Below are 23,669 nucleotides of genomic sequence, written 5' to 3'. Positions count from 1 at the left end.
GCGCTGAGGGTTGAGTTTTCTTTTGTGCCGAAGCACAGCCATTACCGCACAATGTTGCGTTATCGTATCTTGTGCACGCAAGTGCAATTTTTGTGGCCACCCGTTCTAAAAAACAGAACGCCAGCTAGGCTGTCAAGATGCGTGCGGGCGAGGCGTTTTTTTGAAGACTCGAAAGAAGTTTTCCGTGGTCTGCGCCGCCAGTGCGTTTCGCGAAATTCCTCGCAGTTGGGCAAGAAAGTCGAGCGTGTGGACAATGTGGGCGGGTTCGTTCCGCTGATTCTCGAAGGGTTTTGGCGCAAGCGACGGGGCGTCGGTTTCGAGAAGGATACGATCAGCCGGCAGTTGGGCGGCTATTTCGTGCAGGGCTTCGCGGCCATCATGGGTCAGGAGGCCGGAAAACGATATATAATGCCCAAGTTCAAGATTGGCGCGCGCCAGATCCCAGCCACCAGAAAAACAGTGCATGACAACGGGGAAACGTCCTTCGGCGTCTGCTCGACGCAGCGTCGCCTCCATTTCTCGGTCTTCGCCCACGGAATGAATGATCAGCGGCAGCTGCGTGCGTCTTGCCGCATCGATATGGACCAGAAGATTACGCATCTGCGCGTCCCATGGCGCATCGGTCAGGATGCGGTCCAGGCCGACTTCGCCAATACCGATGACTTTGGGGTGAGCCGTCAGCGCAACGAGTTGCTCCGCAGTCACGTCATTTTCTTCGGCGGCCCAATGCGGGTGCGTGCCTACGGAATGAAAAATGTCGTCGTGGTTCTGTGTGCGTTGTAGCGCGTATTGATGGCGGCTGACCTGAATGCCGATGTTTACGAAACGACACACGCCCGCAGCTCTTGCTCGACTCAGAACGTCCTCGAAATCGGGCTCCAGCTCGTCGAAATCGAGGTGGCAATGACTGTCGACCAGCACAAGCCCGTTGTTGGCGCTCATTGCACTTCTCCTCCGGAACGCCCGCGTCACGCGTCGAGCGATGAGACAAATGTCATCATGACGTCGAACGCAGCGGCGACATCTTTCAATTCGACGGTTTCTGCGGGGTGGTGGCTGATTCCCCCCGGACTACGGATAAAGAGCATGGTCGTGGGAATCCAGTCGCACATCATCATCGCGTCATGTCCGGCCCCGCTTACAAGGCGTTTGCGTGGGTGCCCGGCTGTCTCGATACAGTCTTCAAGCAGTGTGGTGAGGCGTGTGTCGCACAGGGCTGGCTCGAAATCCTGCCTATCGAAAATCGTCGCTGAAATGTTCCGCTTCGCGCAGATGGCCTCGATAAGCGAGGTTACTTTCAGAACGCTGCAATCCAGACCAGAATGATCGGCGGATCGCAGTTCGATGGTAAAGGCGACCCGGCTAGGTATGATATTTATGGCCCCGGGAAAGGCTTCGGACTTCCCTACGGTCGCGCGCAGCTGCCCTTCGCTCTGATTGGCGTAGGCCTCTATTCCCAGAACGATTTCGCTCGCGGCGGCGAGGGCGTCGCGACGCATTTCCATCGGGACGGTGCCCGCATGGCCAGCTTCGCCTTTCAGAATGACGTGAAAGCGCCTGATGCCGACAATGGCCTCAACTGCTGCAACCGACAGCCCCTCCTTATCCAGAATCGGCCCTTGCTCTATATGGAGTTCCAAGTATCCCAAAAACTCATGTGGCGAACGACGCGCCCTCTCAAGGTAGGCAATGTCGAGGCCGACGCCTTTCAGTGCCTCTTGTAAGGTGATGCCGTCCTGATCCTGTATCTCGGCGACTGAGCCGACGGATTTGCCACTGAGCGCGCGTGAGCCGAGCATGGATTGAGGGAAGCGAGAGCCCTCCTCGTCACCGAATGCAGCGACCTCGATGGCGTAAGGCAGGCGCTGGTTGTTTGACTGCAGCGCAGACACGCATTCAATTGCCAACAAGACCCCAAGCATGCCGTCAAAAGCACCGCCGTTTAGAACGCTGTCTATATGCGAACCGATCAGCAAGGCCGGGGCGTCGGGCTGCGCTCCTTCATATCGGCCAATAAGGGTGCCTATCGCGTCGCGTCGGACCGACAGGCCCGCATTCTGCATCCATGATGTTACGCGTTCTGATGTGATTGTGTGCGCTGATCCCAGAAAGGGGCGAAAGAGACCGTCAGGGATGTCGCTGTAGGGCGTCTCACTCAATTCCCGGCATCGGTTCATCGCCCGCTGTGCGGATGATCGTGAGTGATGCGCGGTGAATCGATCCATTTAGGTTCGCCGAAAATGAGTGAACGGGGCGCAGGACTTGACGTCGCTTCAGCGCGGGCGGCGGCACTATAGGGAGTGCAGCCGCCCGCGAGAAAGGTTGGAATTTCGCACGGAATGTTGCCTTTTTTAGAACGCGTGATTTAAGAGCTATACGATGATCTCGGTCGCGCCGGGGAACACAGTTTTCAGATAAAGGGCGAGCGATGGTCTTCCATTCGAAATTCTCCAGGTATTTCGAAGAGATCGTTTCGCAAGGATCAATGAGAAAGGCAGCGGACGTGCTTAACGTGGCGGCGTCCGCCGTGGACAGGCAGGTGCTGAATGCGGAGCAGACTCTGGGGGTGAAATTATTTGATCGGCTTCCGTCTGGCTTACGGCTGACGCCGGCGGGGAGTGCTGTTGCGCAACAGATCGCGCGTTGGTCGAATGACGAAATCACACTGCTTCAGCACATAGAGGAGTTGCGTAGCGGCAGGGGCGGGGAGGTGCGAATAGCTGTCGCCGATGGATTGGCGGTGAGCTTCATTCCTGCGCTTGTCACGCGTCTTCATGAAGTCTCGCCGAAACTTCGCTTCAAGATCACCGTCGCCAATGCAGCGACCTCAGCAAACCTCATTCGCGCCAATGAGTGCGACATTGCCGTGACGTTCGATCCGCCGTCGTTCACGGGCCTGCGTGTGGAGGCGCAGGTGGTGTCGCGGATCGGAGCGCTCGTACGCCTCGGACACCCGTTAACGAAAAAATCTCGTATTCGTCTGGCTGATTGTCTAGACTACCAAATTATAGCCCCGGACTCATCTACGGCTTTGTGGTCGACGGTGGAAAATCTCTTCGCGGAAGCGTCTCTGGCGTTCAATGTCGTGTTTACGTCAAATAACGTCGCGCTGTTATGCGATATGGTCAAACGCGGCTTGGGGATCGCGATCATGCGCGATTTCGACGCAGTGGGTCACCTGACGGATTGTAATTTTCTTCCGTTGCCCGGCGTAAAAACGGCGCCGCAAAATCTATCGTTAATAGTATCGAGCACCAATATATTACGGCCCGGATTGGAGCCCGTTATCCAGGAAATCAAGGCTGCGTTGGAAGCAATAGAGCGAAATGATTTACCTGCATGAGAAGCTGGTAATACACGATTCTGATGACTTTGCGGATATTTGACGAACTTCGCCGTAATCAGGGCTCCGTTAGGCTTTCTTAGCGCCAATTTGAGAGACGTAGGCCGTCTTCAGATGTCGTACGAACGCTTGTGAATCATATTTTGTGCAATGCCGGAGCTGCGTGATGTCACGGATCGAAAATCAGTTATTCGATTTTGGACACTAATATTTGCGACGCTTGGAACGAGCCTTTCTCTACATTTCATAGATCGAACGGACCGCCAAGAAAATTCGCCGGGGTAATAATCGTCTACCTTGATCCGTATTTCTTTCAAATACGGATCAAGGTAGACACACGGCGGTCTGGGGCGAGGCGCCCGTCACGCCTTTCCGCTGCGGAACTAAGGGAAACCTCCAAAGCCATCTTTTCAATAACGAACAATACGCAGCGGAAAACATATGTTAAATTCAAATGTTTTCCGCGTCATTTACAGGAAAAATTACGTCAGAGCGAAGACTCATGTTCGTAGAACATGCTCTCGGTATCTTTGGCGAGGCCAACGACGTCTGCATCTTGTGAGTTTTTGACTCTCTCCTGAAGCGCAGGCTTGAGTGTTCTGTAGCTTTTCTTGATGTAATTGACGTAGTCGCGATCGAACGCCGCGCCATGCACACCACTCATCTGGAGGATGATTCGCTGTCCCTCGTTCGAAGGGGCCGTGGCCAGCGTAAGGCCGTGTTGGGTGGCTATTTTCGCTAGCGCCGCCTGATTCGCGGTGTGATCTTTCAGAAGAGTGACGCTCAACGCCGCGATGTCGTTACGGGCGGCATGAGTCGCTGCAATTTTGGCCAACGCGATCTCTGTGAGATCCATATCGTTCAGCTTCTGCACAAAATCGGCGTCGGCGCTTGCCAGGGCCGTCACTTTTTCCAGCGCGGGCAGAGGCGGCGCGGGCGGTTGTCCTGGCCCTCCACAGCCTCCGAGCGCGAAGATGATCATGGCGGAACTGAACAGCGCCAGACGGTTTAACTGCTGAGGCATGAGTAATGGGTTCTCCGTGAGCCCGCATCGCCATCCAGCCGAGTGAGTTTGGAGACGAAGAAAAGAGGGGCGTTTGTGTACAGAACTCTGATCTTTGCATATCTGAATTCAAGGTCTACGCGCACAGTGCGCATATTTTTATAATGCAGACTGCGCATTGGAATGGCAATGGCGAAGTAGAGTGTCTCTTGTCTTGCCAGAGCGGGAGTGTAGTCGGAAGATACAATATGATATTATAAAAATCTTTACGAAATTTTTCGACTTGAATTTGAGGCGTTTCTTTTTCCGGTACAGCAAAGGCAATAGCCTTTTGCGACTTGCGCAAACGTGAAAGAGCGAACTACGGTTGACGCGAAAGCGCGCTTTGACGCGTGCGTGCTGAATCGTCATGCGGAGACTGACCGAACCAATGAATCGTCAAAGCCTTCTCAACCTTCTTGCGATGTCTTCTTTGTCCCTTGGTCTGGGGGGATGTGGGTACTTCGATTCACGGGCCGCGCACAAGGCGCAGATCACAATGATCGGGATGACATCCTACGATCTTCAGGCTTGTGCGGGAATCCCGGCCTCCACGAAGCAACTCAACGATACGACTCAAATTTATGTTTATACAGGAACGCACGCACAAGCGAGTTACGGCGGTTCGACCCTGATTCCCATTGGCGATATTGCTACGACCATCGCGCAACTGGGCGGCGGCGGCGGCACCACGTGTTCCGCAGTCATTCGCCTGGACCATGATCGGGTGTCGGACGTGCACTATACTGGAGACGACGATGAAGTGATCGGCACGGACGGCGTCTGTTCGATTATAACGCGCGGATGCGCACGCCAGCCTGAAGGGACTATGAAGAGTTCTGCTGGTGGGATATTTGGGCCGGTTTCTGCGTTCCACCCACCAAAGACACCAAACCAGTCGGCGGCAGGCACATATTCGACGCAGTCTGGGGGGACGATTCTCAATACGGACAAGAAGTCATCGGATTCTGTCATCATCCCGCGCACGCAATGATGTCGGTCTGATTTACCGGTCTATTGCAAAGCTCACCAGGTTTGGTGGGCCTTGGGGAGGCGAATTAGCTCTAGAAGAAACTTTCCAGTCCTCGTTCCCTGTCCGGGCATCGGGGACGTCCTTTGGGCGAGAAAATCTCCGGCACGCTGATTACCGCCATTTCTCGTCAATGAATATGGATGGTTCCAGTTTCGTAACTATGTAGCCGGTTAAGCGTCTGCGGTGCGATATGCCGTAACTGACGCTAGCGCTGTCACGCCACTCTGCTGTGACGCAACATTTACTTAGGCAAGCTTAAATATAGAAGACTGCATTTAGCAGATACCTACCGAAAACGGCTTTGGCTTCAGCATCGAAACTGTCCGCCCGGTTCGTTGTGCAAGCGTCCCAACGAGGCAATGCTCAGGGAAGCGACCTCTTCGGGTCACGCTTCAGCAGGCGGCTGCCACTGACCGTCGCTGTGATCAGGGCGCACGATGAAGCCAACGCCAGGCAGAGCATCGACGCCCGTGACGGTAGATACATGAACAGGCAGGCGACGGATGTAGCTCCCAGTGTTTGCCCGCTCAGACGTGAAAGAGAGACCATCCCGCTGGCCCCGCCTTCGCGGCCCGCCCTTGCGGAGGCCATCATCGCGCGATTGTTGGGCGGCTGGAATACCCCGAAGCCTATTCCTGCGATCAGAATCGCGGCGGCGATCACCAGATTCGGAGCCGTCGGCGGCAGGCAGCACAGAGCAAAGAATCCGACGCCCGTCAGCAATAGGCCGAGAGAGGAGACAAGTCCCACGGGCAGTCTGTCCGCCAACCTGCCCGAGACGGGCGAAGCGATCGTGACGCCGATCGGCCATGCGGTGATCAGCAGGCCTGTCAGAGACGCACTCTTTGCAAAAACGGCCTCCAGAGTGAACGGGATCGAAATCATGAACAGGTTGGAGGTCAGAAACCCCATCACGCCGACCAGAAAGGCCGTGCGAAATGGGCCATGCTTTAGGAGATCAGCCGGAAAGATTGGGTCCGGGCGGTCATGCTGTCTGCTCCACAATACGCCGATCGCAAGCGCCCCGAGCAGGAGCGGTCCGAATCCCGTAAGGCCCAGATGGCCATGGGCGAATTCGTCCAGCCCCAACGCGATGCCCCCAAGGGCGAGAACAGACAGCAGAGCGTGCGGCGCATCATAGGGTGCAGAGGAACGCGGGGTTTGGGGAAGAGTGAAGGACGCCAGAGCCAATGCCGCGCCTCCAAGGGGCACGTTCAACCAGAATATCCAGGGCCAGCTCGTTACGCTCAAAACTGCGGCGCCGATGCTTGGACCGAGCGCCACGCCCACTCCGATCACCAGACCGTTGAGGCCGATGCCCTTGCCCAACTCCGCCGGTGGGTAAATGAACCGGACAAGCGCCAGATTGACGCTTAGAATGCAGGCGCTGCCCAGTCCCTGCAGAACGCGCGCTAGGGAAATTTCAACGAGAGTGTGCGACAGCGCGCACAGAACCGACGCGACAATAAAGATGGCGGTGCCGATGCGACACATGCGTGCGAATCCCACACGTGACCCGAGGGCGGCGAATGGCAGCAGCGCGACGAGGGATGCGAACTGGTAAGCATTGACCACCCAGATTGAGTCGGATGGCGCGACATGCAGATCGTGACCGATCGTGGGCAACGCCACGTTCGCCACCGAGTAATCGAGAACTGCGAGAAGCAGGCCGAGCGCGACGGCTGTCATGGCCGAGACCCGAGCGAGACCGTAAAGGCCCGGCCCGGGAACAGTGGGGCTCGTCATGACGATAGTTCCCGAGGACCTGCGGGGCTCATGCTCCTGTGTGAGGAAAGAGATATCTGCAGAAGGAGAGGGGCTGACATGACGGGAAGGCTAAGTCCAAAAAGCGCCATCACAACGCGTGCGGCGGGATGCGCCCGGAGAACACGTCGATAACCTGATGGGCGCACATCATGGCGGTCCGCAGAAGGGCTTCCTCCGTCGCCGCGCCGATATGCGGGGAGAACACGATCCGCTCGCACTGAAGAAGAGGGTCGTCAGACCTTGGCGGCTCCTGCTGCAAGACGTCAAGCCCGGCTCCGGCCAACCGCCCCGATGTGATCGCTGACAGCAAAGCCTGATGGTCCACCGCTGCGCCACGGCTGCTGTTCAGCAGGATCGATCCGGGACGCAGGGAGCCGATCGTCTCTTCCGTGATGACCGGGGAGGCATCGCCCGGCCGTTCGGCGGGACGATGCAGGGAGATGACGTCTGACGCGCCCAGCAGGGTGGGAATGTCCGACACGGGCGTCACGACATGCTCCGCGAAGACCCCCGCAGGCACACTCGGCGACCATGCCAGCACTTTCATGCCGAAGCCGTTGGCGGCGATCCGTGCGACTTCACGGGCGATGGCGCCGAACCCGACCAGACCCAGAGTCTTCCCATACAGCTCTATGCCGCCAGCGCGGTAGCGAAACGCCCAGTCGTTTGCGCGTACGGCTCGGTCAGCCTCGCCGACACGGCGGGCCACGGCGAGCATGAGCCCGATTGTCAGTTCCGCGACTGACCGGCTGTTGGTGCCGGGCGCGCGCGTGACCGTTACGTTGCGGGCCTTGGCGGCGTCTACGGCGATCCGGTTGGTGCCGGAGCCATGACAGGCGACGACGCGTAACGCCGGAGCTGCGGACAGAGCTTCCGCGCTGAATCCCAGATCGCGCGTGATGACGGCTTCGGACGAGCCGACTTCCGCTATGACGGCGTCCATCGTCATGCTGGAGGCGAAGCGAATCTCGACTCCCTGATTGCGCAGAAAATCTACCGCCTTTTCAGCGATGGGCTGGGTGATGAAACACGTCGGCATATAAATTGGTGTCCAGATCTACAGAACTACAGGGTGTTGCGTTCAGGGCGCGCCGAGGCCGCCGCCGCCGGGCGTCAGCAAATGCAGCCGCTCATCCGATGCGATGACATGTAGCCCCTTCGACGCCAGTGATCGCCCCTTTGATGTTTGTACGATACCGGCGGCGCCGTCGCTTCCGCCCAGCGCGCCGCGCGGCGGGTGCTTTACGCGATCAAACGCCGCCAGCAGTTCGAACGATGCGTCATTCGTCGTGCCGATCTCCATAATCTGCCCGTCACCTCCACGGGTTTGGCCCGCGCCGCCGCTCCCTTCACGCAGCTCCTTCTTCCAGAAAATGAGAGGGCACTGGTTTTCGGCGATCTCCACCGGAGTGCCGTGGACGCCGGACGGAAACGCCGTAGCTGATAAGCCGTCCAGACCGGGCCGCGCGCCGGTGCCGCCATTGGTGGTGATCGCCAGAGCGAAGGCTCTGGGTTTCGCATAGCCATCAGGAGACCAGACGCCTCGCACGGCGATGTTCCACAGACAGGAGGTGCCTTCGGCGGGGACGCGATCCGGCAAGGGCGTGCGCAGGCAGCCAAACACCATGTCGGGCAGCATCTGCCCGATGATGTGCCGGGATGAGACCGGGGCGGGACGGAGCGCGTTCAGAACTGACCCCGAAGGCGCGTCCACGTGATAGGGCGCGAGCGAACCGGCGTTGTTCGGTACGTCCGGCGAGATGGCGCAGGCGAGGCCAAACACCGTGTACGCCTTCGTGTAGGCCAGCGGCACGTTGATCCCGCGTGTGACGGCCGGGGGAGAACCGTCGTAGGAGACAGTTACTCCGTCGTTGGCGACGGTCAGTGTCGCCTTCAGTTCGAGCGGGGCGTCGTACCCATCCACCGTCATGGCGTATGACCAGCACCCTTTCGGAAGCGAGGCGATTTTTTCGAGGACGGCCTGACGGGACCGATCGATGATGTAGTTCGCCAGAGGTTCAATCGTGTCGATGCCGAACTCATCCATCATGTCGCGCAGGGCGACGGAGCCAGCTTCGTTGCAGGCGACCAGAGAATAGGTGTCGCCTTCCGTGTCCACTGGCAGGCGTGTGTTGGCGCGGATCATGGCCATCAACGTCTCGTTCACCGTGCCCTGATCGACCAGCTTGAGCATGGGGATCGACAGACCTTCCATGAACACGTCGGTGGCGTCGGGGCCATTGCCCAGACCGCCAATGTCCATCAAATGACCAGTGCAGGAAAACAGCGCCACCAACTTTCCGCGATAAAAGGTGGGCGTGGTGATGACGAAGTCGTTCAGATGCCCGGTGCCCATCCACGGATCGTTGGTGATGTACGCGTCGCCTTCCTTCATCGTCTCAACAGGAAAGTGACGCAGAAAATGGCTGACTGATTCCGCCATGGAATTCACATGGCCCGGCGTGCCGGTGACGGCCTGCGCCACCATGCGGCCCTGCGTATCGAAGACACCGGCGGAAATGTCCTCGCACTCGCGCACGATCGGGCTGAAGGCGGTGCGGATCAGGATGCGCGCCTGTTCCCCTACGACGGAAATCAGGCGATTCCACATGATCTGGAACCGGATCTCCTGTTGCGCATCTGCCGGCGCGCCGGTGTGGGAGGCGTTCGTCGTCATGCCGCAGATTCTTTCATGGTCAGGACAATGTTGCCGCTGCCGTCGATATGCGCGTCATATCGGGCGGACACGTAGGTTGTTGTTTCGTCCTCGCGGATCAATGCAGGGCCGCTCAGGGCGTCGCCGGGGCGCATGGTCTTGCGATAATGGACCGGCAGATCGACGACCGCGTCGATGTCGCCGGAGAAGAAGTCGCGGCGTTCGTCGGGTTGCGTCTGTCGAAGTGGCGGTGTGGACGCGTAAGGCTCCGGCGTCGCCACAGGCGCGGAAATCGTGACGGACCAGTTCATAACTTCGACTGCGGCCCCCGGAATGGCGCGAGAGAACTGGCGCGCATAATCCTGTTCGAAGGCTGCGCGGAGGGCTGCGACATCGGACAATCCATCGTCACCGTCCGGCAGGCGCACAGTGATCTCATGACCCTGTCCGACGTAGCGCATGAAGGCGTTACGTTCGACGCGAAGGACGTCCCGGCGAGAGTCCTGCGCCAACACAGCCATGATGGAGTTCGCCATGTCGCCAAGCAATGCGGAAATGGCCGCAACATCGAAGTTATCGTCAATGCGCATCGGGTACGAGCGGACGATCTCAAAGGCCAGAGGCGCGGCGAGAAAGCCGACAGCTGAACCAACGCCTGCGTTGGACGGGATCACGAGGCGACGCACGCCCAGCTTCTCCGCCACCCGAGCGGCGTGGAGGGGGGCTGCGCCGCCGAAGGCGATCATCGTGTGTTCCGCGATGGCGACGCCTCGCTCCACGGCGTGAACGCGCGCGGCGCTGGCCATGTTTTCGCACACCATCTCGTAAACCGCGTGGGCCGCCATTTCCGCCGTCAGGCCAAGCGGCTCGCCAATATCCGAGAGCAGCGCCTGCTTCGCGAGTTCGGGGCGCAACGTCATGCTGCCTCCCGCGAAGCCTTCCGGGCGCAGCAGGCCAAGCGCGATATCGGCGTCTGTGACGGCGGGCCGCGTGCCGCCGAGGCCATAGCAGGCGGGTCCGGGAACTGAAGATGCGCTTTCCGGTCCGACCGTCACCCGCTTCATCGCGTCGAGATGCGCGATGGAGCCGCCGCCCGCCCCGATTTCAACCATTTCAATGACGGGAATACGCAACGGCAGGCCAGACCCCTTCATAAAGCGCGTCGTGCGATCAACCTCAAAGGTGCGCGACGAGGTGGGGCGAAAATGTTCGACAAGGCAGACCTTGGCCGTCGTGCCGCCCATATCGAAGGACAGCACGTGAGTGTCGTTCATCTTCTGCGCGCATTGCGCGGCAAAGATCGCGCCGCCTGCCGGGCCGGACTCGACCAGACGCACGGGAAACTGGCTGGCGGTCTCAAGGGAGGTCAGCGCCCCGCTCGACGTGACGAGATAGAGCGCGCCTTTAAAACCGTCGCGGGACAAGCCGTTGCGCAGACGGCCCAGATAGCCCGCCATCAAAGGTTGCACATAAGCATTGGCGACCGTGGTGGAGGTGCGCTCGTACTCACGAACTTCCGGGCAAACTTCGCTGGAAATCGATATGGTGACATGAGGAAGAGCTGTCGAGAGGATATCGCGTGCACGTGTTTCGTGCGAGTGGTTGGCGTAAGAGTGGAGAAAAGCGACGGCCACGCTTTCGATCCCGACCTTTCGAAGCTCGTCAGCGATTTTTAGCAATTCCCTCTCATCAAGAGGTTTTCTGATCTGTCCGCGGGCGTCCATGCGCTCCGGCGCGGTGAAGCGCAGGGCGCGGGGTACGAGCGGCGCAGGCTTTCGAAGCATCAGATCATATTGGTTAAAGCGACTCTCCGTGCCGATTTCGATTACGTCACGAAATCCCTCCGTGCCGATGAGAGCTGTTTTGGCGCCACGTCTTTCGATGATCGCGTTTGTCGCAAGGGTTGTGCCGTGAACGAATTCGTCGACGTCCGACAGATTGGTTCGGGCGTCTTGCAACGCCAACGCGGCGCCGTTCATCACGCCTTCCTCCGGAGCGGACGGCGTCGTCAGCACCTTGCGCGTATAGCGCCCTTCTGGAGTGTCGAGCACTACGTCAGTGAATGTGCCGCCGATATCGACGGCGAGGCGAATGGCGGTCCTGTCGGTCATGATGTTCGTCGATGTCCTGAAAGATGTTAAGCTCGCTCGGGGCACGTGCTACGGCGCACAGGAAGCTGGAGGGGGGTAAGCGATGGCTTTACGGGGGCGAGGAAAAAGGGAGCCTGCCGAAATGGACGGAGGCGCGGACGCCCGAGAGCCGGAGAGGCGGCCGTTCATTGTCTCGTCCTCGCATCTTGCGACGCCTGGGAGCGAGGACCTGAGCGAATTCGAATTTTCTCTGACGGTCGCCAATAATGCTTTTCAGCATTGGATCGTCCGCTGCATGGCGGCGGCGGGTTTGCCGGAACTGTCGGCGATCGAGACGCTGATCCTGCATCACGTCAACCATCGTGCGAAGGAGAAGAGTATTCCAGACCTGATGTTCGCGCTGAATATTTCCGAACGACATTATCTGAATTACGCCATGAAAAAGCTCGACGCGCGCGGGCTGATCGAACGACGTAAGCAGGGCAAGGAGGTTTTTGTTCGGACGTCGGCTGCGGGCGCCGGGTACTGTGCAGAGTACGCCCGTCTTAGAAACGTTTGCCTGCTGGAACTGATCCCGGATGATCGTCGGGTCGGCGGTACGGTCATCGCAGAAGTGGCGAAAGCGTTGCGTATTCTCAATGGGTTTTATGAACAGGCGTCGAGATCCGTGTCGTCTCTCTAATCTTGATGTCCGACCTGTCATGATGTGATCACAGGTCGGATGCGGAAAACTGCTTCCTGATACCCTATTGGCGTACTGTCGCGCGCAAGCTCCTCGGTGATGAGTCCATCCGTCGGCGCCCGGATCGCAAGCCGCAATGGTCCGACACACACGAAGCCGATCACATCGTTTCGAATGACGGAATCCCCGATACTCTTTCCTGCGCTTGCGAAGAGTCCAAGCTCCGGACTTTTTACAAAAATATCGGATTCGGCCTCTGAACGAGCATCGTCCGTGTCAGGCGACGTATTCAACGAAATATCAGGGCTTTTGGCCTCCAGCACGACAGACAGGAACGTGTCTTCGTTTTCAAATTCGAACACGCCTGCGCCATGACGGCGCATGGCTGCGACGAGGTTTTCAAGAAAATCACCTGCGATCGGATCCCCGGTCTTGTCTTCCTGTTGCCTCATGACAGCTTCCCCGTGCGACGTCGGTCGAGGGTGTGAACGGTGAAAATGCCAGCCCGAAAATCCGGATCATCCAGAAGACGCACCTGCCGCGATGCAGTCGTCGGGACGCCGTCGATTTGCAACTCTTCAAGCGCCGTCGACATTCGGCGGATCGCATCGTTCCGGTCGGAACCATGGACTATGAGCTTCGCGATAAGAGAATCATAATGCGGCGGGATGGCGTATCCGTCGTAAATGTGGGTATCCACCCGGACGCCGGGGCCGCCTGGTGCACGCCATTTTTTTATGGTCCCCGGCGCAGGCGCGAAACTTTCCGGATCTTCCGCGTTGATACGACACTCTAGCGCGTGGCCGTTTGTTCTGACGACGGCCTGTGTGAACGACAGGGGCGCGCCGGTCGCGATCATGATTTGCTCACGCACGATGTCTACGCCGGACGTCATCTCCGTCACAGGATGTTCGACCTGTAGACGCGTATTCATTTCGATAAAGTTGAAATTCCCATCTTCATAAAGAAATTCGAACGTGCCCGCGCCCGTGTATCCGATGCGGGCGGCAGCGTCCGCGCACGCCAAGCCAAGATCTGAAATCCGATACTCAGGAATGCCGGGCGGAGGCGCTTCTTCAATCAACTTCTGATGACGCCTCTGCACCGAGCAGTCACGGGCGCCCAGCCATACAGCATTTCCGTGAGCGTCCGCGAGAATCTGGATTTCCACATGACGCGGTTCGCGCAAAAACCGCTCTACATAAACGTCAGCATTTCCAAATGCGAAGCCGGCTTCTTTGCGAGCGCTCTCAACGGCGTCGAGTAATTCATCAGCTTTCATGACGACGCGCATGCCCCTTCCGCCACCGCCGCCAGCCGCCTTCACGATGAGCGGATATCCGATCGTATCGCATATGGTTCGGATCTCGTCGGGATCGAGGGGTAGCGCTGCATCCGAGCCGGGCAGACAAGGCACGCCGTTGGCCTTCATGGCGCGCCGGGCGCTGATCTTGTCGCCCATAAGGCGCATGACGGATGAGGCCGGACCAATCAGGATCAGTCCTGCCCGTTCGACGGCTTCGGCAAAATCCGGATTTTCCGAAAGGAAGCCATAACCAGGATGAATGGCGTCCGCTCCCGTCAAGGTCGCTGCGCGAAGTATGCGCTCGCCGTCGAGATAACTATGCGTAGCTGCCGCCGGGCCGATGCAGATGGCGTGATCAACCAGTCTCAAATGCGCCAATCCGGCGTCGGCCTCGGAATAGACGCCCACTGTGCGCAGTCCAAGAAGCTTGCATGCGCGCACGATACGCAACGCGATCTCGCCCCGGTTGGCGATGAGGACCGTCCTGATATCAGGCATCAACGGTCTCCACTGCAAACAGTGGGGCGCCGGGTTCTACGGCCTGTCCGTCTTCGGCTATAATTTCGACGATCTTGCACGGGAACTCGGCCCCGACCCGAGAAAGAGTTTTCATGACTTCGAGAATGTAGAGCGTCTGCCCTTCTTGCACTGCTGCGCCAACGTCAACGAAAGGGGGCTGCCCTGGTCCTGCGGCCCGGTAGAAGACGCCATGCATGGACGATGACACGATATGGGTCGAGGGTCCGCCCGCTGACGTTTTTGTAGAAACAGGCGAAGACATGTGTCCAGTCTGGGAGGCGACGGGAGCAACGCCTGATGCGACCGCCTGACGAACGATGCGGTAACGCTCTCCGGCGTGTCCGACTTCCAGTTCCGCCACTCCAAGCTTTTGCATGCGCTCCATCAGGGCTTCGGCGCGATTTAAATCGATCGTCATCGACGTCGTATCTTCCACTTATGTTCTTGCTTTTACGGATATTCCCGCCTCTTCAAGGTGGGCGCGCACTTTTCGGGCCACATCGACAGAATGAGCGTTATCGCCATGCACGCAAATCGTGTCGATCTGCGCTGACAGCATCGCGCCGGAGCGGGTTTCGATGGCGCCGCTGGAAATCATGCGGACCGCGCGCTCCGCAGCGAAATCAGCATCGTGAAGAACAGCGTCAGCTTCCTTGCGTGAAACCAGATGGCCATCTTCCGTGTACGCGCGGTCCGCAAAAATTTCCGAGAATACGGTCATACCGCGTTCTCGCCCGATCCGCTCCAGATGGCTCAGCGCGATGGCCATGATCGGCAACGTCGGATCCACGCTACGAACTGCGTTGGCGACTGCTGTTGCGACGGATTCGTCCCGTTCGGTCAAATTACCGAGGGCCCCATGCGTTTTCAGATAGGTAATTTTGTGTCCGGCATAAGTCGCCAGAGCCTGAGCGGCGCCAAGTTGATAGGCGATGATGCGTTCAATTTCGCTCGGGCTGAACGGCATGACACGTCGTCCGAAGCCCCACAGATCTGGAAAACCGGGGTGGGCGCCGACCGCGACGCCCTTTTCGCGCGCCATGGCGAACGTGGCGGCCATCACTTCGGGGTCGCCGCCGTGGAACCCACAGGCGACGTTGGCGGACGTTACGATGTCCAGCATGTCGGAATCGCTTCCGATTGTGTAGTGGCCGAAGCTTTCACCAAGATCGGCGTTCAGGTCGACAGTCAGATCGGGCATCCCGCAAAGTCCTTCGTGAAACGCGTTATCGGGCGAGGAGCGTCGCGCGTGCAGATTGCAACGCGAGACCAAGTTCATGCATTCGGATGGCGTCCGCCCGAACGGCTGCAACGGCTTCATCCAGTTCGACGCGGATAAAACGTATCTGCCGACCAGTCTGGGTCTGGGCCAGAAGGCGCAGGTCGGGTTCGATCACATTTGCGATCTTGGGGTAACCGCCGCAGGTGTTGGCGTCAGCCATCTGGACAATGGGCATTCCGGCGGACGGGACCTGAACCGTTCCGGGGACGATTCCGTGCGACAACAACTCCAGCGGGGAGCGCAGGCTCAATGGCGTCTCGCTCTCCAGCCGATAGCCAAGGCGGTTTGCTGTCCGTGTGACCGTCCATAGTTGTTCAAAGAACAGCGCCCGTGAATCATCAGTGAACGCATCGAATTCGGCGGCAGGCAGGCAGCGAACCTCAGCCACGTTCTCAGGGAGGTCGCACGGATGCGCCAGCCCATACCCACTGGATGGCATGTCCTTTGCGTCAGAGGGAAACGCGGCCAGCCGTGTCCCGGCTTCCAACGCTCGCCCCTGATATCCTCCAAACCCCCCCTTCATGTCCGTCGATCGGGATCCCAGAACAACCGGAACATCAAGCCCCCCGGCAAATGTCACATAACTTCGCGCGCCGTTGGCCGGAGCGTGCAGAGTCAGGATCTGCCCCGCCCGAGCCTTTGCAGCCCAATCGGGAGGCAAAGGCTCGTCATCGAGACGAGCGACCCCGCGGGCGCCTGTTACCGCGAATGCCTGATCGGCATGAAAGCGAATTTTGAACGGAAAGAAGACGATTTCGATTCCTGCTGCATCGATATCGTTGCCGAGCAGCAGATTGCCCAGCTTCAAGGCTGCGGAGTCCATGGCGCCTCCCCGGGACACGCCGAGCGTCATCGTTCGGGGGCGGCCGAGATCCTGGATGGCGTTGAGCGGAGAGCCCGTCAGGACTTCGATCATCCGACTCTCCTGAACTTTACGCGATCACCCAGTCGAAACAGGCAGGGTTCGGGACGATGCGCGTCGAAGAGAATTTCCTCGGTTTTGCCGAGAATATGCCACCCTGTCGGCGACGTGCATGGCATGACGCCAGCCTGCCCGCCGCCGATGGAAACCGCGCCTTGCTCGACACTGACGCGCGGCGACGCTCGTCTGGGTATTGCGAGGCGTGGGTCGAGACCCGTCAGGTATGCAAAGCCCGGCATCGCTCCGATCGCGGCTACGCGGTATTCGCCCGAGACGTGAGCCGCAATGACTTCTTCCTCAGTCAAGCCTGCAAAACGCGCTACGACCGGTATATCCTCTCCGAACGTTCCACCGTAGGTCACGGGCAGCACGATTTCGCGAGCCGGTGAGGCGTCGACCAACGTGTCTTTCCAAACCGCTCGCAGGCTATGTTCGAGTGTAGCCGGATCATATTGAACAGCGTCGAAGACGATAAGGAGGTTATTCACGCCCGGCACGGCCTGAAGAATTTCCGGCAGAGCGGCCATGCGTCGTGCGACCGCCCAGATTCGTTCCTGCACGCTATCGTTGAATGCGCCGTGCGCGGCGTCGAGTAACAGGGCGCCTGCTCCCGCACAGCTGATGCGGATCATGACGTAATGGTCCGGTGCGCGTGAATATGGCGACGCGGCATCAGAAACACCGCAACTGAACCGACAAGAATGATGAAAGCAGCAATATAGAAAACGGCATGAAAGTTACCTGTGGCCTGAAGAAGATAACCCGTGAGGACTGGCGCTGCGATCCCAAGTCCATTGCTGAATGTCAAGGTCAGACCGGTCACCGAACCAAGACTGCCGCGTTCCACGAGGAGATCGGCCAAAAGCGCCATGTTGGCCCCGGTGCCCGCTGTCACACAGGCGATGGCGACAATCAGCAAAGCGATGGCCGCAAAAGGAGAGTGACAGAGCGGGAATGCACCCAGCATGGAGGCCATGGCCAGAAAAAAACTTACGGCATGGCGCCGAGTTCCGGCTGTCGTTTCGGCATTCCGGACCGAACGTTCGCCGAGCTTGCCAAGCGCCAGAGACAGCATGGTGGCGCCGAGGTAACTGTAGGCCGTGTATAATCCCGACTGCATGAGAGACAGATGGAACGTGTCGCGCAGAATTGTCGGTAGCCATGACATTAGAAGAAAATTGGCGTAATTTCCGCAACATTGCGGAATTACTATGCCCCAGAAATCGCGAGATCGAAACAGGGTAGGAATTGAAATTAACGCGAACGCATCTCGCGCATCACTCATCTGCAATGCGGATTTGGAGGGATATATCCAGAGCCATGCCAATGACCACATAAGGCCGAGTGCGCCAAGGATTGAAAATGTTGACCGCCAACCGAATGTTTCCACCAACCACGCGCTGGCGATTGCTCCGGTCGCGAGGCCAATAGGAATGCCGCAGATGAAGGCCGTCATCATCAGCCCCCGTTCGCCGGGACGCGCCCAATACCGCATGACCTTATTGCCAAGGGCGAAAGTCGGAGATTCCCCGACCCCAAGCAAAATGCGTGTCGCGATAAAGGCGGGAACCGTTGTCGCCACGCTGCCGAAAATCATGGCGAGAGACCACAATGTCACGGCGGCGGCGCCTACAAGACGCGTGCCGATCCGATCAAGCGTTATGGCGCTGGGTAAGTTCAGAAAGAAATACGACCATAAAAAACTCGATAGCACCCAGCCAGTTTCGCTGGGGGAAAGGCCGAATTCCTTCGCGACGCGAGGCATGGCGACCGAAAGGGCCGCGCGATCCCCATAGCATATGACGCACATGATGATCGTCAATGCGTAGATCGTGAAACGGAGCCGACGTGATGCGTCCGCTCCGGACGTGAATGAAGACGGCAATGCAGGCACCTCGCGATATGTGAGGACGGTCAGAACGAGAAATTCGTCCTGACGTAATACATGCCGCCATTGAAACCATAAGGCGAGTAATAAGAGTACTTGTAAGCGCCGAACAACGGTCCCGAGATGGATTTCGGGATGCGGGTCGGATATTTGTTCCCAAGATTGTTGGCGCCGATCGCCAGGCTCCACTGCGGTAGAATCTTGTAGGACACCTCAAGGTTGGTCAGGAAAGCCGGGCGTTGCGTGACGCCGGCTGCTGTCGGGCTCGCCAAAAACAGCGTCGAACCATAACGCTGCTCCTGCACGAAGACGCCCCATCGCCCGCGATTCCAGTTCAGCGACAGGCTTTCCCGGTTTTTCGGGGCCGAATGCAACAGCATTTGTTCGGCGTATTTATTGTAGCTGCTGAGACCGTACTGCGCGAGCACCGCCGGGGTCTTGTTGTAGCTTCTAACCTCGTTGTCAGAATAATTGAAAGTGAAGGCGAATTTGAACGTGCCCGCCCGCTGCGTGTGCAAGGTATAATCGGTGCTGATGTCCCCACCGTAAGTCTGCGTGTTTAGCGGGTTTGTGTAGTATGAGGCGTATGTGACGTTCTGCAGTCCGGAAGATGCGAGGATATCCGCAACTTCAGTTCCGCCGAGCGTGGTCGTGCTGGCGAGGCGATCATTGATCGCGATGTAGTAAAGGTTCCCCGTGAAATGCCAGTTCTCCAACGGCGTTGCATCCAGGCCAACGCTGTAGCTGCGGGAGTACTCGCCTTTGATCTTGCCAGCGCCAAGAGCTTGCGCTGCTGCGCTGCTGTTCGGTAACTGATCTACGGAGTAGGTGGCGAAGGGCGCGTTGTAGAAATAATAGGTCTGGCCGAGAGTTGGCGGACGATATCCAGTGTTGACGCTGGCGCGGATCGCCCAGTTGCGATTGAAATTATAGCGTGTGCCGATACTGCCGGTTTCGACTGTCGCCAGATGGGAGTAGCTGGTGGCTCGACCGCCAATTGTCCATTCCCAGTTCTTCGTGACAAAAAAATCGAGATTGACGTTGCCTTCGTAAATGTCACGACTGCGGTTTGTCGCCGCTGCGGGTATGTTTCCGCCATGATCGGTCGCGCCAAGGCCGTACCAGGAGTCCCGCTCGCCCTCGGTCATCTGGAATGTATCGCGACGGTATTCGCCGCCGAACCGCAAACCGATCGGCTTCGGCAACCATGACGTCCGGAATTCGCGGGAGCCGCGTACACCGGCTGATAATTCGGACGTAATGGCCTTTCCGTCGTAAAAATTTCGCGGGCTGCTGTCGCCGAGGGAGACGTTATTGCTGTGAATCGTGGAATATGCCTGATCGTCACGTCCATAATTGACGTAGGCGTCCCATGAAAAACCCAGCGCATGAGCCTTGATTCCATTGTCGGTCTCAAAGTCGTACTGGTCCATCGCGATGTAGGGGATGGCGCCATTTGGCCAGAGCGTGCTGTTGGTCAGGCTGTTGGCGGCGCTGCGGTAGGTCTCTGCGACATTGACGCGACGGTGGCCGAACGTACTGGTACTGTAGAGATTCACGTTGTGCGCGAGAGGGATTTCCATGTTTTCGCTAAGCGTTTCCATCGTAGACTTTGGAACGCCGAGCATGCGATTGACGTCACGACTTGCCGTCTCGTTGCGTGAATCGCCTGCGGGGTAAAGTTGCCCGACGAAATCCCCGCTTCGGTTGCTGGGTTGTTGATGCGTCACCTGGGCGGCAAGATCGAGATACCCGCCCTGTCTTCCCAGCTTCATGCCGTAGTCGGCGTATCCGTTCACGGCCTGCCCGTCGCCAGCGTAGAAGCCGCTATTCTGGAAGTTGACCGATCCACCATGATCTCGGTTCTTCAGGACGATATTGACTGCGCCAGCGATCGCCTCTGCGCCGTACAAGGCGGATGCGCCCTCGGTTATGACTTCGATATGATCGATCGCGGAAATGGGAATCAGCGATATGTCGGCGGGTTCGGTGCCCCAGTTGGGGCCGGCGTTCGCGTTGAAGTTGGCGCCGAGGTGCCGACGGTGCCCGTTGACCAGAATCAACGTGTCGTCAGCGGACTGACCGCGAAGCTGCATGGTCTGTACGAAGGCGTTGTTGCCGACGCCCGGTTGTGGCGGAGCCGTGATTGCAGCCGAGGCCTGCGCCAGAGCGCTCATCACGTTGGTCTGACCGGTGCTGAGCAATTGCGCGCCAGAGACCACCGTCACCTGAGTGGTGCTGTGTACTGGCGTAGACGGGGACAGGACCGAAGTGCCGATAGTACGCCCTGCGACGTCGATTTGTTCAGGAGACGCGTTGGCGCGGACGGCGCTTCGCTGCGAGCGGGCGACGATGTGCGGGCGACCTCCAGCTGCAGGAATGGAGGTCGATGCGGGCGGAACGGGCGAGATGTGTTTGTGTGCGATATGCTTCGTCGCCGTGGCGCTTGAGGCAGCATAGGTAAATGTAGGGGTGACGAGGGCGATACCGCAAAGGAGGACTGATTTTAAACCGATGAGACGAGTCATCTATCGACCTTGTGCTCTGGAGGCCTGTAGCGCGGCATCTCATGTGATTACGTGTTCATAATATATGTAAATCATACACGATGCGGATTCGCAACATAAAATGTCTCGAGATCGAACCATAAAATGTCAGAGAATTTTGCGTATGATTGCTTCGTTACGCTAGGTTAGGTGCGTTTGTGAGCTATATCCGTTTGAAGAATCAGAGAAAAATAATCACCAGATAGATCGGGAGCTATAACACCCTGAATATTTGATCTGCATGCATGTTTGAGAACGGTCCGACCATCGGTAGTGCGAATGGAAGGGACCTCTGCTTGAGGGTGGCAACTGGTCCAACGTTACGATCGCGGACGTGACCATGATGGCTTAATCGTCTGCCGACGCAGCACAGTCGCATAAACCATAAAAACAGACGCCGGGATGAAGTCGAACGTATCGTGATGCACGCAAAGAGCGTCTCACGCCCTGACGGCTAATCGTCGCTACGCACGCTCCGGTTGCGTTTGATGCCAGCCCGATGAGCCTTGCCGTCCAGTCTGCGCTGCCGGGCGGCGCGACCCGGTCTGGTGGCCACGCGGAACGTGGGCCTGTGCGCGGCCTCACGGATCATCTCGGCCAATCGTTCGATCGCGTCCTCGCGGTTGCGTTGCTGTGTGCGAAAGCGCCGCGCAGTGATGACGATCACGCCGTTACGCGTGACGCGACTTCCTGCAATTTCCAGCAGACGGACGCGCACTCGTTCCGGCAGGGACGGAGAGAGGGCGGCGTCAAAGCGCAACTGAGCCGCCGTCGCCACCTTGTTGACGTTCTGCCCGCCGGGGCCTGATGCAAGGATGTAGCTGACCTCCAGCTCGGACTCGGCCAGGGACAGTCCGGGAAGGATCATGATCGCCATGCGGGTTCGGATAGCACGTTTTGCTTCGGGAGTGTGCCCGGTCAGTGAACAGTGGCCCGTCGGCCTCTATACGAAACTGAACATCAGAGACGTTTCTGAATCCAGAACGCCGCCGACTTGCGGGCTTTGCTCCAGATGAGGAAACGATCCGGCGGCTTCGGGCGCGCGGCATAGGCCGGTGCGACCGGGCGTTTATTTGATCGCTTCGATGCGAGCCTGCGGAAAGCGGGCTGTCTCTCGAGATCGGCGCAAGACCCGGATGCCACATCGATGGTGGTTCCAAGGCGCCGTGATACCAACGGTGAAAAGCGGGTCTCTGCGCAGATCGTATCCCCCTGAGAAGGCAGAACAACCGTCACATCAGGCTTGGCATACGCGCTGGACGCTGAAGTTCACGAAGGCGGAGCGGCGGTGGGACGGAATCACGCCCATAACAGCCCCTGTCATCGCGTTCTTTGGCTACAAGTCTCATATTTCCATCGGCCAAAATTTCGGCCAATTTCCCTGCTCAAGACAAATATTGGACATTTCTACAAGTATATCACTTTTTTAATCGGCCGAATGTCGCGGTTCCCCTTGAGCCCGAAGGAAGAGCCAGTTCGCCACGTTCAACTTTCCTTACAAGATACTGGTAGGTCTGCAGCGCCTGCGACCACATGTGATCGCCGATCTTCAAGGCCTCATAACCACTGTCTTCCTCTGCGAACGCGGGAAGCGGTTTGATTGCAGTGTGGTAATCGCACGCGTAGAAAAGCGGAAAAGAATAGCGTTCCTCTCCGACCTTGCGGACGCGATGCGCCGTGGCGACGAACGCGCCCGCTGTCATCACTTCAAGCATGTCACCGATATTGACGACGAATGTTCCGGGTCGCGGCGGCGCGTCGATCCATTCGCCCCGCTCGTTCATGACCTCCAGTCCCGGTGCGTCCGCAAGGAGGATGGTGAAGCATTCGTAATCCGTATGGGCGCCGATGCCTGGCGCGTCCTGGGCTTCCGCGTCGAATGGGTAATGGATCATGCGCAGTTTGGACGGTGGATATTTGGCCATGTCATCAAACGTGTTTTCAGGGAGCCCCAGGGCCAGAGCGAATCCCTGAAACAAAGTCCGTCCAAGCTCGAACACCGCTCGGTAATAGGTTTCGGCGCGCTCCCTGAAGCCGGGAACGTCCGGCCAGTCGTTGGGGCCAAGTAGAGGGGTCCCGGCCAGCACCAGCGGGTTGTCAGCAGGAACCTCGTAGCCGATATCGAAGGCTTCCTTATGATCCGGGCGGCCTGTTCCGTATACTTCTTCGCCTTCGGGGACATAGCCTTTGTGGGTGGCTGAGCGCCCGATGTAATACGCCATCTTGCGTTCCATCGGCAGGGCGAAGAGATCCCGCGCAGCAGCCCTTACGCCGTCGATGAGCGTGGGGTCGATCCGGTGCCCGGAGATATAAAGGAAGCCGATATCGCGTGCAGCGTCGCCCAACTCGCGGGCCACGGCCTTACGCTTTTCGAGATCGGGGGAGTAGAGGCCAGCAATGTCGACCTCAGGGATTGATGTAAACGACTTCGTATCCGTCATGGTCTGAATCTTTCTTGTTTTTGTAGCAAAAGTCGGACTGTCTTTGTCGGGGGCGTTTAGCGTGAGCTACAGGCGTTCCGAACGCAGGAGCGACGATGGGATGAGGCCAAGGGATCGAAAAACAGATTTGACGCGGACCATCGTACGAAAAT

The 23,669-nt window shown here is 58.4% G+C and carries 20 protein-coding genes; 3 read left to right on the top strand and 17 right to left on the bottom strand.

Annotation, left to right across the window (positions count from 1 at the left end; translation table 11 throughout):
* Nucleotides 1-132: 132 nt before the first annotated feature.
* Both HK28_RS03730 and HK28_RS03725 read right to left on the bottom strand, forming a co-directional pair.
* On the bottom strand, nucleotides 133-942 hold the full coding sequence (locus tag HK28_RS03730) for a TatD family hydrolase (protein WP_198945781.1): 810 nt from the start codon (nucleotides 940-942) through the stop codon (nucleotides 133-135).
* Between the two features lie 26 nt (nucleotides 943-968).
* Entirely contained in the window at nucleotides 969-2,225 is a 1,257-nt protein-coding gene (locus HK28_RS03725) for an allantoate amidohydrolase (RefSeq protein WP_086643272.1), read from the bottom strand.
* Nucleotides 2,226-2,428: 203 nt separating this feature from the next.
* Between HK28_RS03725 and HK28_RS03720 the strand changes: the two genes are divergently transcribed.
* The gene (locus HK28_RS03720) at nucleotides 2,429-3,343 is read left to right on the top strand and encodes a LysR family transcriptional regulator (RefSeq protein ID WP_086643271.1); all 915 of its coding nucleotides are present in this window, start codon (nucleotides 2,429-2,431) and stop codon (nucleotides 3,341-3,343) included.
* Nucleotides 3,344-3,830: 487 nt separating this feature from the next.
* On the opposite strand, the gene HK28_RS03715 is transcribed toward HK28_RS03720, so the two are convergent.
* The gene (locus HK28_RS03715; protein ID WP_086643270.1) at nucleotides 3,831-4,367 is read right to left on the bottom strand and encodes a DUF4142 domain-containing protein; all 537 of its coding nucleotides are present in this window, start codon (nucleotides 4,365-4,367) and stop codon (nucleotides 3,831-3,833) included.
* A gap of 517 nt (nucleotides 4,368-4,884) precedes the next feature.
* Between HK28_RS03715 and HK28_RS03710 the strand changes: the two genes are divergently transcribed.
* Nucleotides 4,885-5,379, top strand: a complete 495-nt coding sequence (locus tag HK28_RS03710; RefSeq protein WP_086643286.1) for a hypothetical protein — start codon at nucleotides 4,885-4,887, stop codon at nucleotides 5,377-5,379.
* Nucleotides 5,380-5,781: 402 nt separating this feature from the next.
* Here HK28_RS03710 and HK28_RS03705 read toward each other — a convergent pair whose 3' ends face one another.
* The 4 genes from HK28_RS03705 to HK28_RS03690 form a co-directional block, all read right to left on the bottom strand.
* Nucleotides 5,782-7,164 (bottom strand): MFS transporter, encoded by a 1,383-nt coding sequence (locus HK28_RS03705; RefSeq protein ID WP_086643269.1) that lies wholly within the window; start codon nucleotides 7,162-7,164, stop codon nucleotides 5,782-5,784.
* A 109-nt stretch (nucleotides 7,165-7,273) separates the two neighbouring features.
* On the bottom strand, nucleotides 7,274-8,224 hold the full coding sequence (locus tag HK28_RS03700) for a hydroxyacid dehydrogenase (protein ID WP_086643268.1): 951 nt from the start codon (nucleotides 8,222-8,224) through the stop codon (nucleotides 7,274-7,276).
* A 42-nt stretch (nucleotides 8,225-8,266) separates the two neighbouring features.
* The gene (locus tag HK28_RS03695; RefSeq protein ID WP_086643267.1) at nucleotides 8,267-9,862 is read right to left on the bottom strand and encodes a hydantoinase B/oxoprolinase family protein; all 1,596 of its coding nucleotides are present in this window, start codon (nucleotides 9,860-9,862) and stop codon (nucleotides 8,267-8,269) included.
* Nucleotides 9,859-11,952: a hydantoinase/oxoprolinase family protein gene (locus HK28_RS03690; protein WP_086643266.1), complete on the bottom strand. Its 2,094-nt coding sequence runs from the start codon at nucleotides 11,950-11,952 to the stop codon at nucleotides 9,859-9,861. The genes HK28_RS03695 and HK28_RS03690 overlap by 4 nt, the downstream gene beginning before the upstream one ends.
* 121 nt (nucleotides 11,953-12,073) lie before the next feature.
* On the opposite strand from HK28_RS03690, the gene HK28_RS03685 reads away from it, so the two are divergent.
* Complete coding sequence (locus tag HK28_RS03685; RefSeq protein ID WP_233140330.1) at nucleotides 12,074-12,613, top strand: winged helix DNA-binding protein; 540 nt, start codon at nucleotides 12,074-12,076, stop codon at nucleotides 12,611-12,613.
* A gap of 17 nt (nucleotides 12,614-12,630) precedes the next feature.
* Here HK28_RS03685 and HK28_RS03680 read toward each other — a convergent pair whose 3' ends face one another.
* The 10 genes from HK28_RS03680 to HK28_RS03635 all read right to left on the bottom strand — a co-directional run bounded on the left by HK28_RS03680 (nucleotide 12,631) and on the right by HK28_RS03635 (nucleotide 23,517).
* On the bottom strand, nucleotides 12,631-13,065 hold the full coding sequence (locus HK28_RS03680; RefSeq protein WP_086643264.1) for a hypothetical protein: 435 nt from the start codon (nucleotides 13,063-13,065) through the stop codon (nucleotides 12,631-12,633).
* Nucleotides 13,062-14,417 (bottom strand): acetyl-CoA carboxylase biotin carboxylase subunit, encoded by a 1,356-nt coding sequence (gene accC, locus HK28_RS03675; protein WP_086643263.1) that lies wholly within the window; start codon nucleotides 14,415-14,417, stop codon nucleotides 13,062-13,064. Before accC ends, HK28_RS03680 begins: the two co-directional genes overlap by 4 nt.
* Nucleotides 14,410-14,856: a biotin/lipoyl-containing protein gene (locus HK28_RS03670; RefSeq protein ID WP_086643285.1), complete on the bottom strand. Its 447-nt coding sequence runs from the start codon at nucleotides 14,854-14,856 to the stop codon at nucleotides 14,410-14,412. The genes accC and HK28_RS03670 overlap by 8 nt, the downstream gene beginning before the upstream one ends.
* Nucleotides 14,857-14,874: 18 nt before the next feature.
* Nucleotides 14,875-15,639 carry a LamB/YcsF family protein gene (locus HK28_RS03665; protein WP_086643262.1) on the bottom strand — a complete coding sequence of 255 codons (765 nt, stop codon included), beginning with the start codon at nucleotides 15,637-15,639 and terminating at the stop codon, nucleotides 14,875-14,877.
* Between the two features lie 25 nt (nucleotides 15,640-15,664).
* Nucleotides 15,665-16,636: a biotin-dependent carboxyltransferase family protein gene (locus HK28_RS03660; RefSeq protein WP_086643261.1), complete on the bottom strand. Its 972-nt coding sequence runs from the start codon at nucleotides 16,634-16,636 to the stop codon at nucleotides 15,665-15,667.
* Nucleotides 16,633-17,274, bottom strand: coding sequence for a 5-oxoprolinase subunit PxpB (gene pxpB, locus HK28_RS03655; RefSeq protein WP_086643260.1), 642 nt, complete (start codon nucleotides 17,272-17,274; stop codon nucleotides 16,633-16,635). The genes HK28_RS03660 and pxpB overlap by 4 nt, the downstream gene beginning before the upstream one ends.
* On the bottom strand, nucleotides 17,271-18,536 hold the full coding sequence (locus HK28_RS03650; protein ID WP_369823588.1) for an MFS transporter: 1,266 nt from the start codon (nucleotides 18,534-18,536) through the stop codon (nucleotides 17,271-17,273). The genes pxpB and HK28_RS03650 overlap by 4 nt, the downstream gene beginning before the upstream one ends.
* Nucleotides 18,537-18,556: 20 nt before the next feature.
* The gene (locus tag HK28_RS03645; RefSeq protein WP_233140328.1) at nucleotides 18,557-21,058 is read right to left on the bottom strand and encodes a TonB-dependent siderophore receptor; all 2,502 of its coding nucleotides are present in this window, start codon (nucleotides 21,056-21,058) and stop codon (nucleotides 18,557-18,559) included.
* A gap of 472 nt (nucleotides 21,059-21,530) precedes the next feature.
* Nucleotides 21,531-21,953 carry an alternative ribosome rescue aminoacyl-tRNA hydrolase ArfB gene (gene arfB / locus HK28_RS03640; protein WP_086643259.1) on the bottom strand — a complete coding sequence of 141 codons (423 nt, stop codon included), beginning with the start codon at nucleotides 21,951-21,953 and terminating at the stop codon, nucleotides 21,531-21,533.
* A 541-nt stretch (nucleotides 21,954-22,494) separates the two neighbouring features.
* Nucleotides 22,495-23,517 (bottom strand): isopenicillin N synthase family oxygenase, encoded by a 1,023-nt coding sequence (locus tag HK28_RS03635; protein WP_086643258.1) that lies wholly within the window; start codon nucleotides 23,515-23,517, stop codon nucleotides 22,495-22,497.
* Nucleotides 23,518-23,669: the final 152 nt, after the last annotated feature.

The organism is Acetobacter sp. DsW_063 (genome assembly GCF_002153745.1).
GTDB lineage: Bacteria > Pseudomonadota > Alphaproteobacteria > Acetobacterales > Acetobacteraceae > Acetobacter.
This window is presented reverse-complemented; position numbering and strand designations above follow the sequence as displayed.

Bases quoted from the DNA above. Each gene is read 5' to 3' on its own strand.
- HK28_RS03720 (WP_086643271.1), top strand. From the start codon at position 2,429: ATGGTCTTCCATTCGAAATTCTCCAGGTATTTCGAAGAGATCGTTTCG.
- HK28_RS03690 (WP_086643266.1), bottom strand. From the start codon at position 11,952: ATGACCGACAGGACCGCCATTCGCCTCGCCGTCGATATCGGCGGCACA.
- HK28_RS03725 (WP_086643272.1), bottom strand. From the start codon at position 2,225: ATGGATCGATTCACCGCGCATCACTCACGATCATCCGCACAGCGGGCG.
- HK28_RS03685 (WP_233140330.1), top strand. From the start codon at position 12,074: ATGGACGGAGGCGCGGACGCCCGAGAGCCGGAGAGGCGGCCGTTCATT.
- HK28_RS03730 (WP_198945781.1), bottom strand. From the start codon at position 942: ATGAGCGCCAACAACGGGCTTGTGCTGGTCGACAGTCATTGCCACCTC.
- HK28_RS03700 (WP_086643268.1), bottom strand. From the start codon at position 8,224: ATGCCGACGTGTTTCATCACCCAGCCCATCGCTGAAAAGGCGGTAGAT.
- HK28_RS03705 (WP_086643269.1), bottom strand. From the start codon at position 7,164: ATGACGAGCCCCACTGTTCCCGGGCCGGGCCTTTACGGTCTCGCTCGG.
- HK28_RS03645 (WP_233140328.1), bottom strand. From the start codon at position 21,058: ATGACTCGTCTCATCGGTTTAAAATCAGTCCTCCTTTGCGGTATCGCC.
- arfB (WP_086643259.1), bottom strand. From the start codon at position 21,953: ATGGCGATCATGATCCTTCCCGGACTGTCCCTGGCCGAGTCCGAGCTG.
- accC (WP_086643263.1), bottom strand. From the start codon at position 14,417: ATGCCTGATATCAGGACGGTCCTCATCGCCAACCGGGGCGAGATCGCG.
- pxpB (WP_086643260.1), bottom strand. From the start codon at position 17,274: ATGATCCGCATCAGCTGTGCGGGAGCAGGCGCCCTGTTACTCGACGCC.
- HK28_RS03710 (WP_086643286.1), top strand. From the start codon at position 4,885: ATGATCGGGATGACATCCTACGATCTTCAGGCTTGTGCGGGAATCCCG.
- HK28_RS03660 (WP_086643261.1), bottom strand. From the start codon at position 16,636: ATGATCGAAGTCCTGACGGGCTCTCCGCTCAACGCCATCCAGGATCTC.
- HK28_RS03635 (WP_086643258.1), bottom strand. From the start codon at position 23,517: ATGACGGATACGAAGTCGTTTACATCAATCCCTGAGGTCGACATTGCT.
- HK28_RS03695 (WP_086643267.1), bottom strand. From the start codon at position 9,862: ATGACGACGAACGCCTCCCACACCGGCGCGCCGGCAGATGCGCAACAG.
- HK28_RS03715 (WP_086643270.1), bottom strand. From the start codon at position 4,367: ATGCCTCAGCAGTTAAACCGTCTGGCGCTGTTCAGTTCCGCCATGATC.
- HK28_RS03670 (WP_086643285.1), bottom strand. From the start codon at position 14,856: ATGACGATCGATTTAAATCGCGCCGAAGCCCTGATGGAGCGCATGCAA.
- HK28_RS03680 (WP_086643264.1), bottom strand. From the start codon at position 13,065: ATGAGGCAACAGGAAGACAAGACCGGGGATCCGATCGCAGGTGATTTT.
- HK28_RS03665 (WP_086643262.1), bottom strand. From the start codon at position 15,639: ATGCCCGATCTGACTGTCGACCTGAACGCCGATCTTGGTGAAAGCTTC.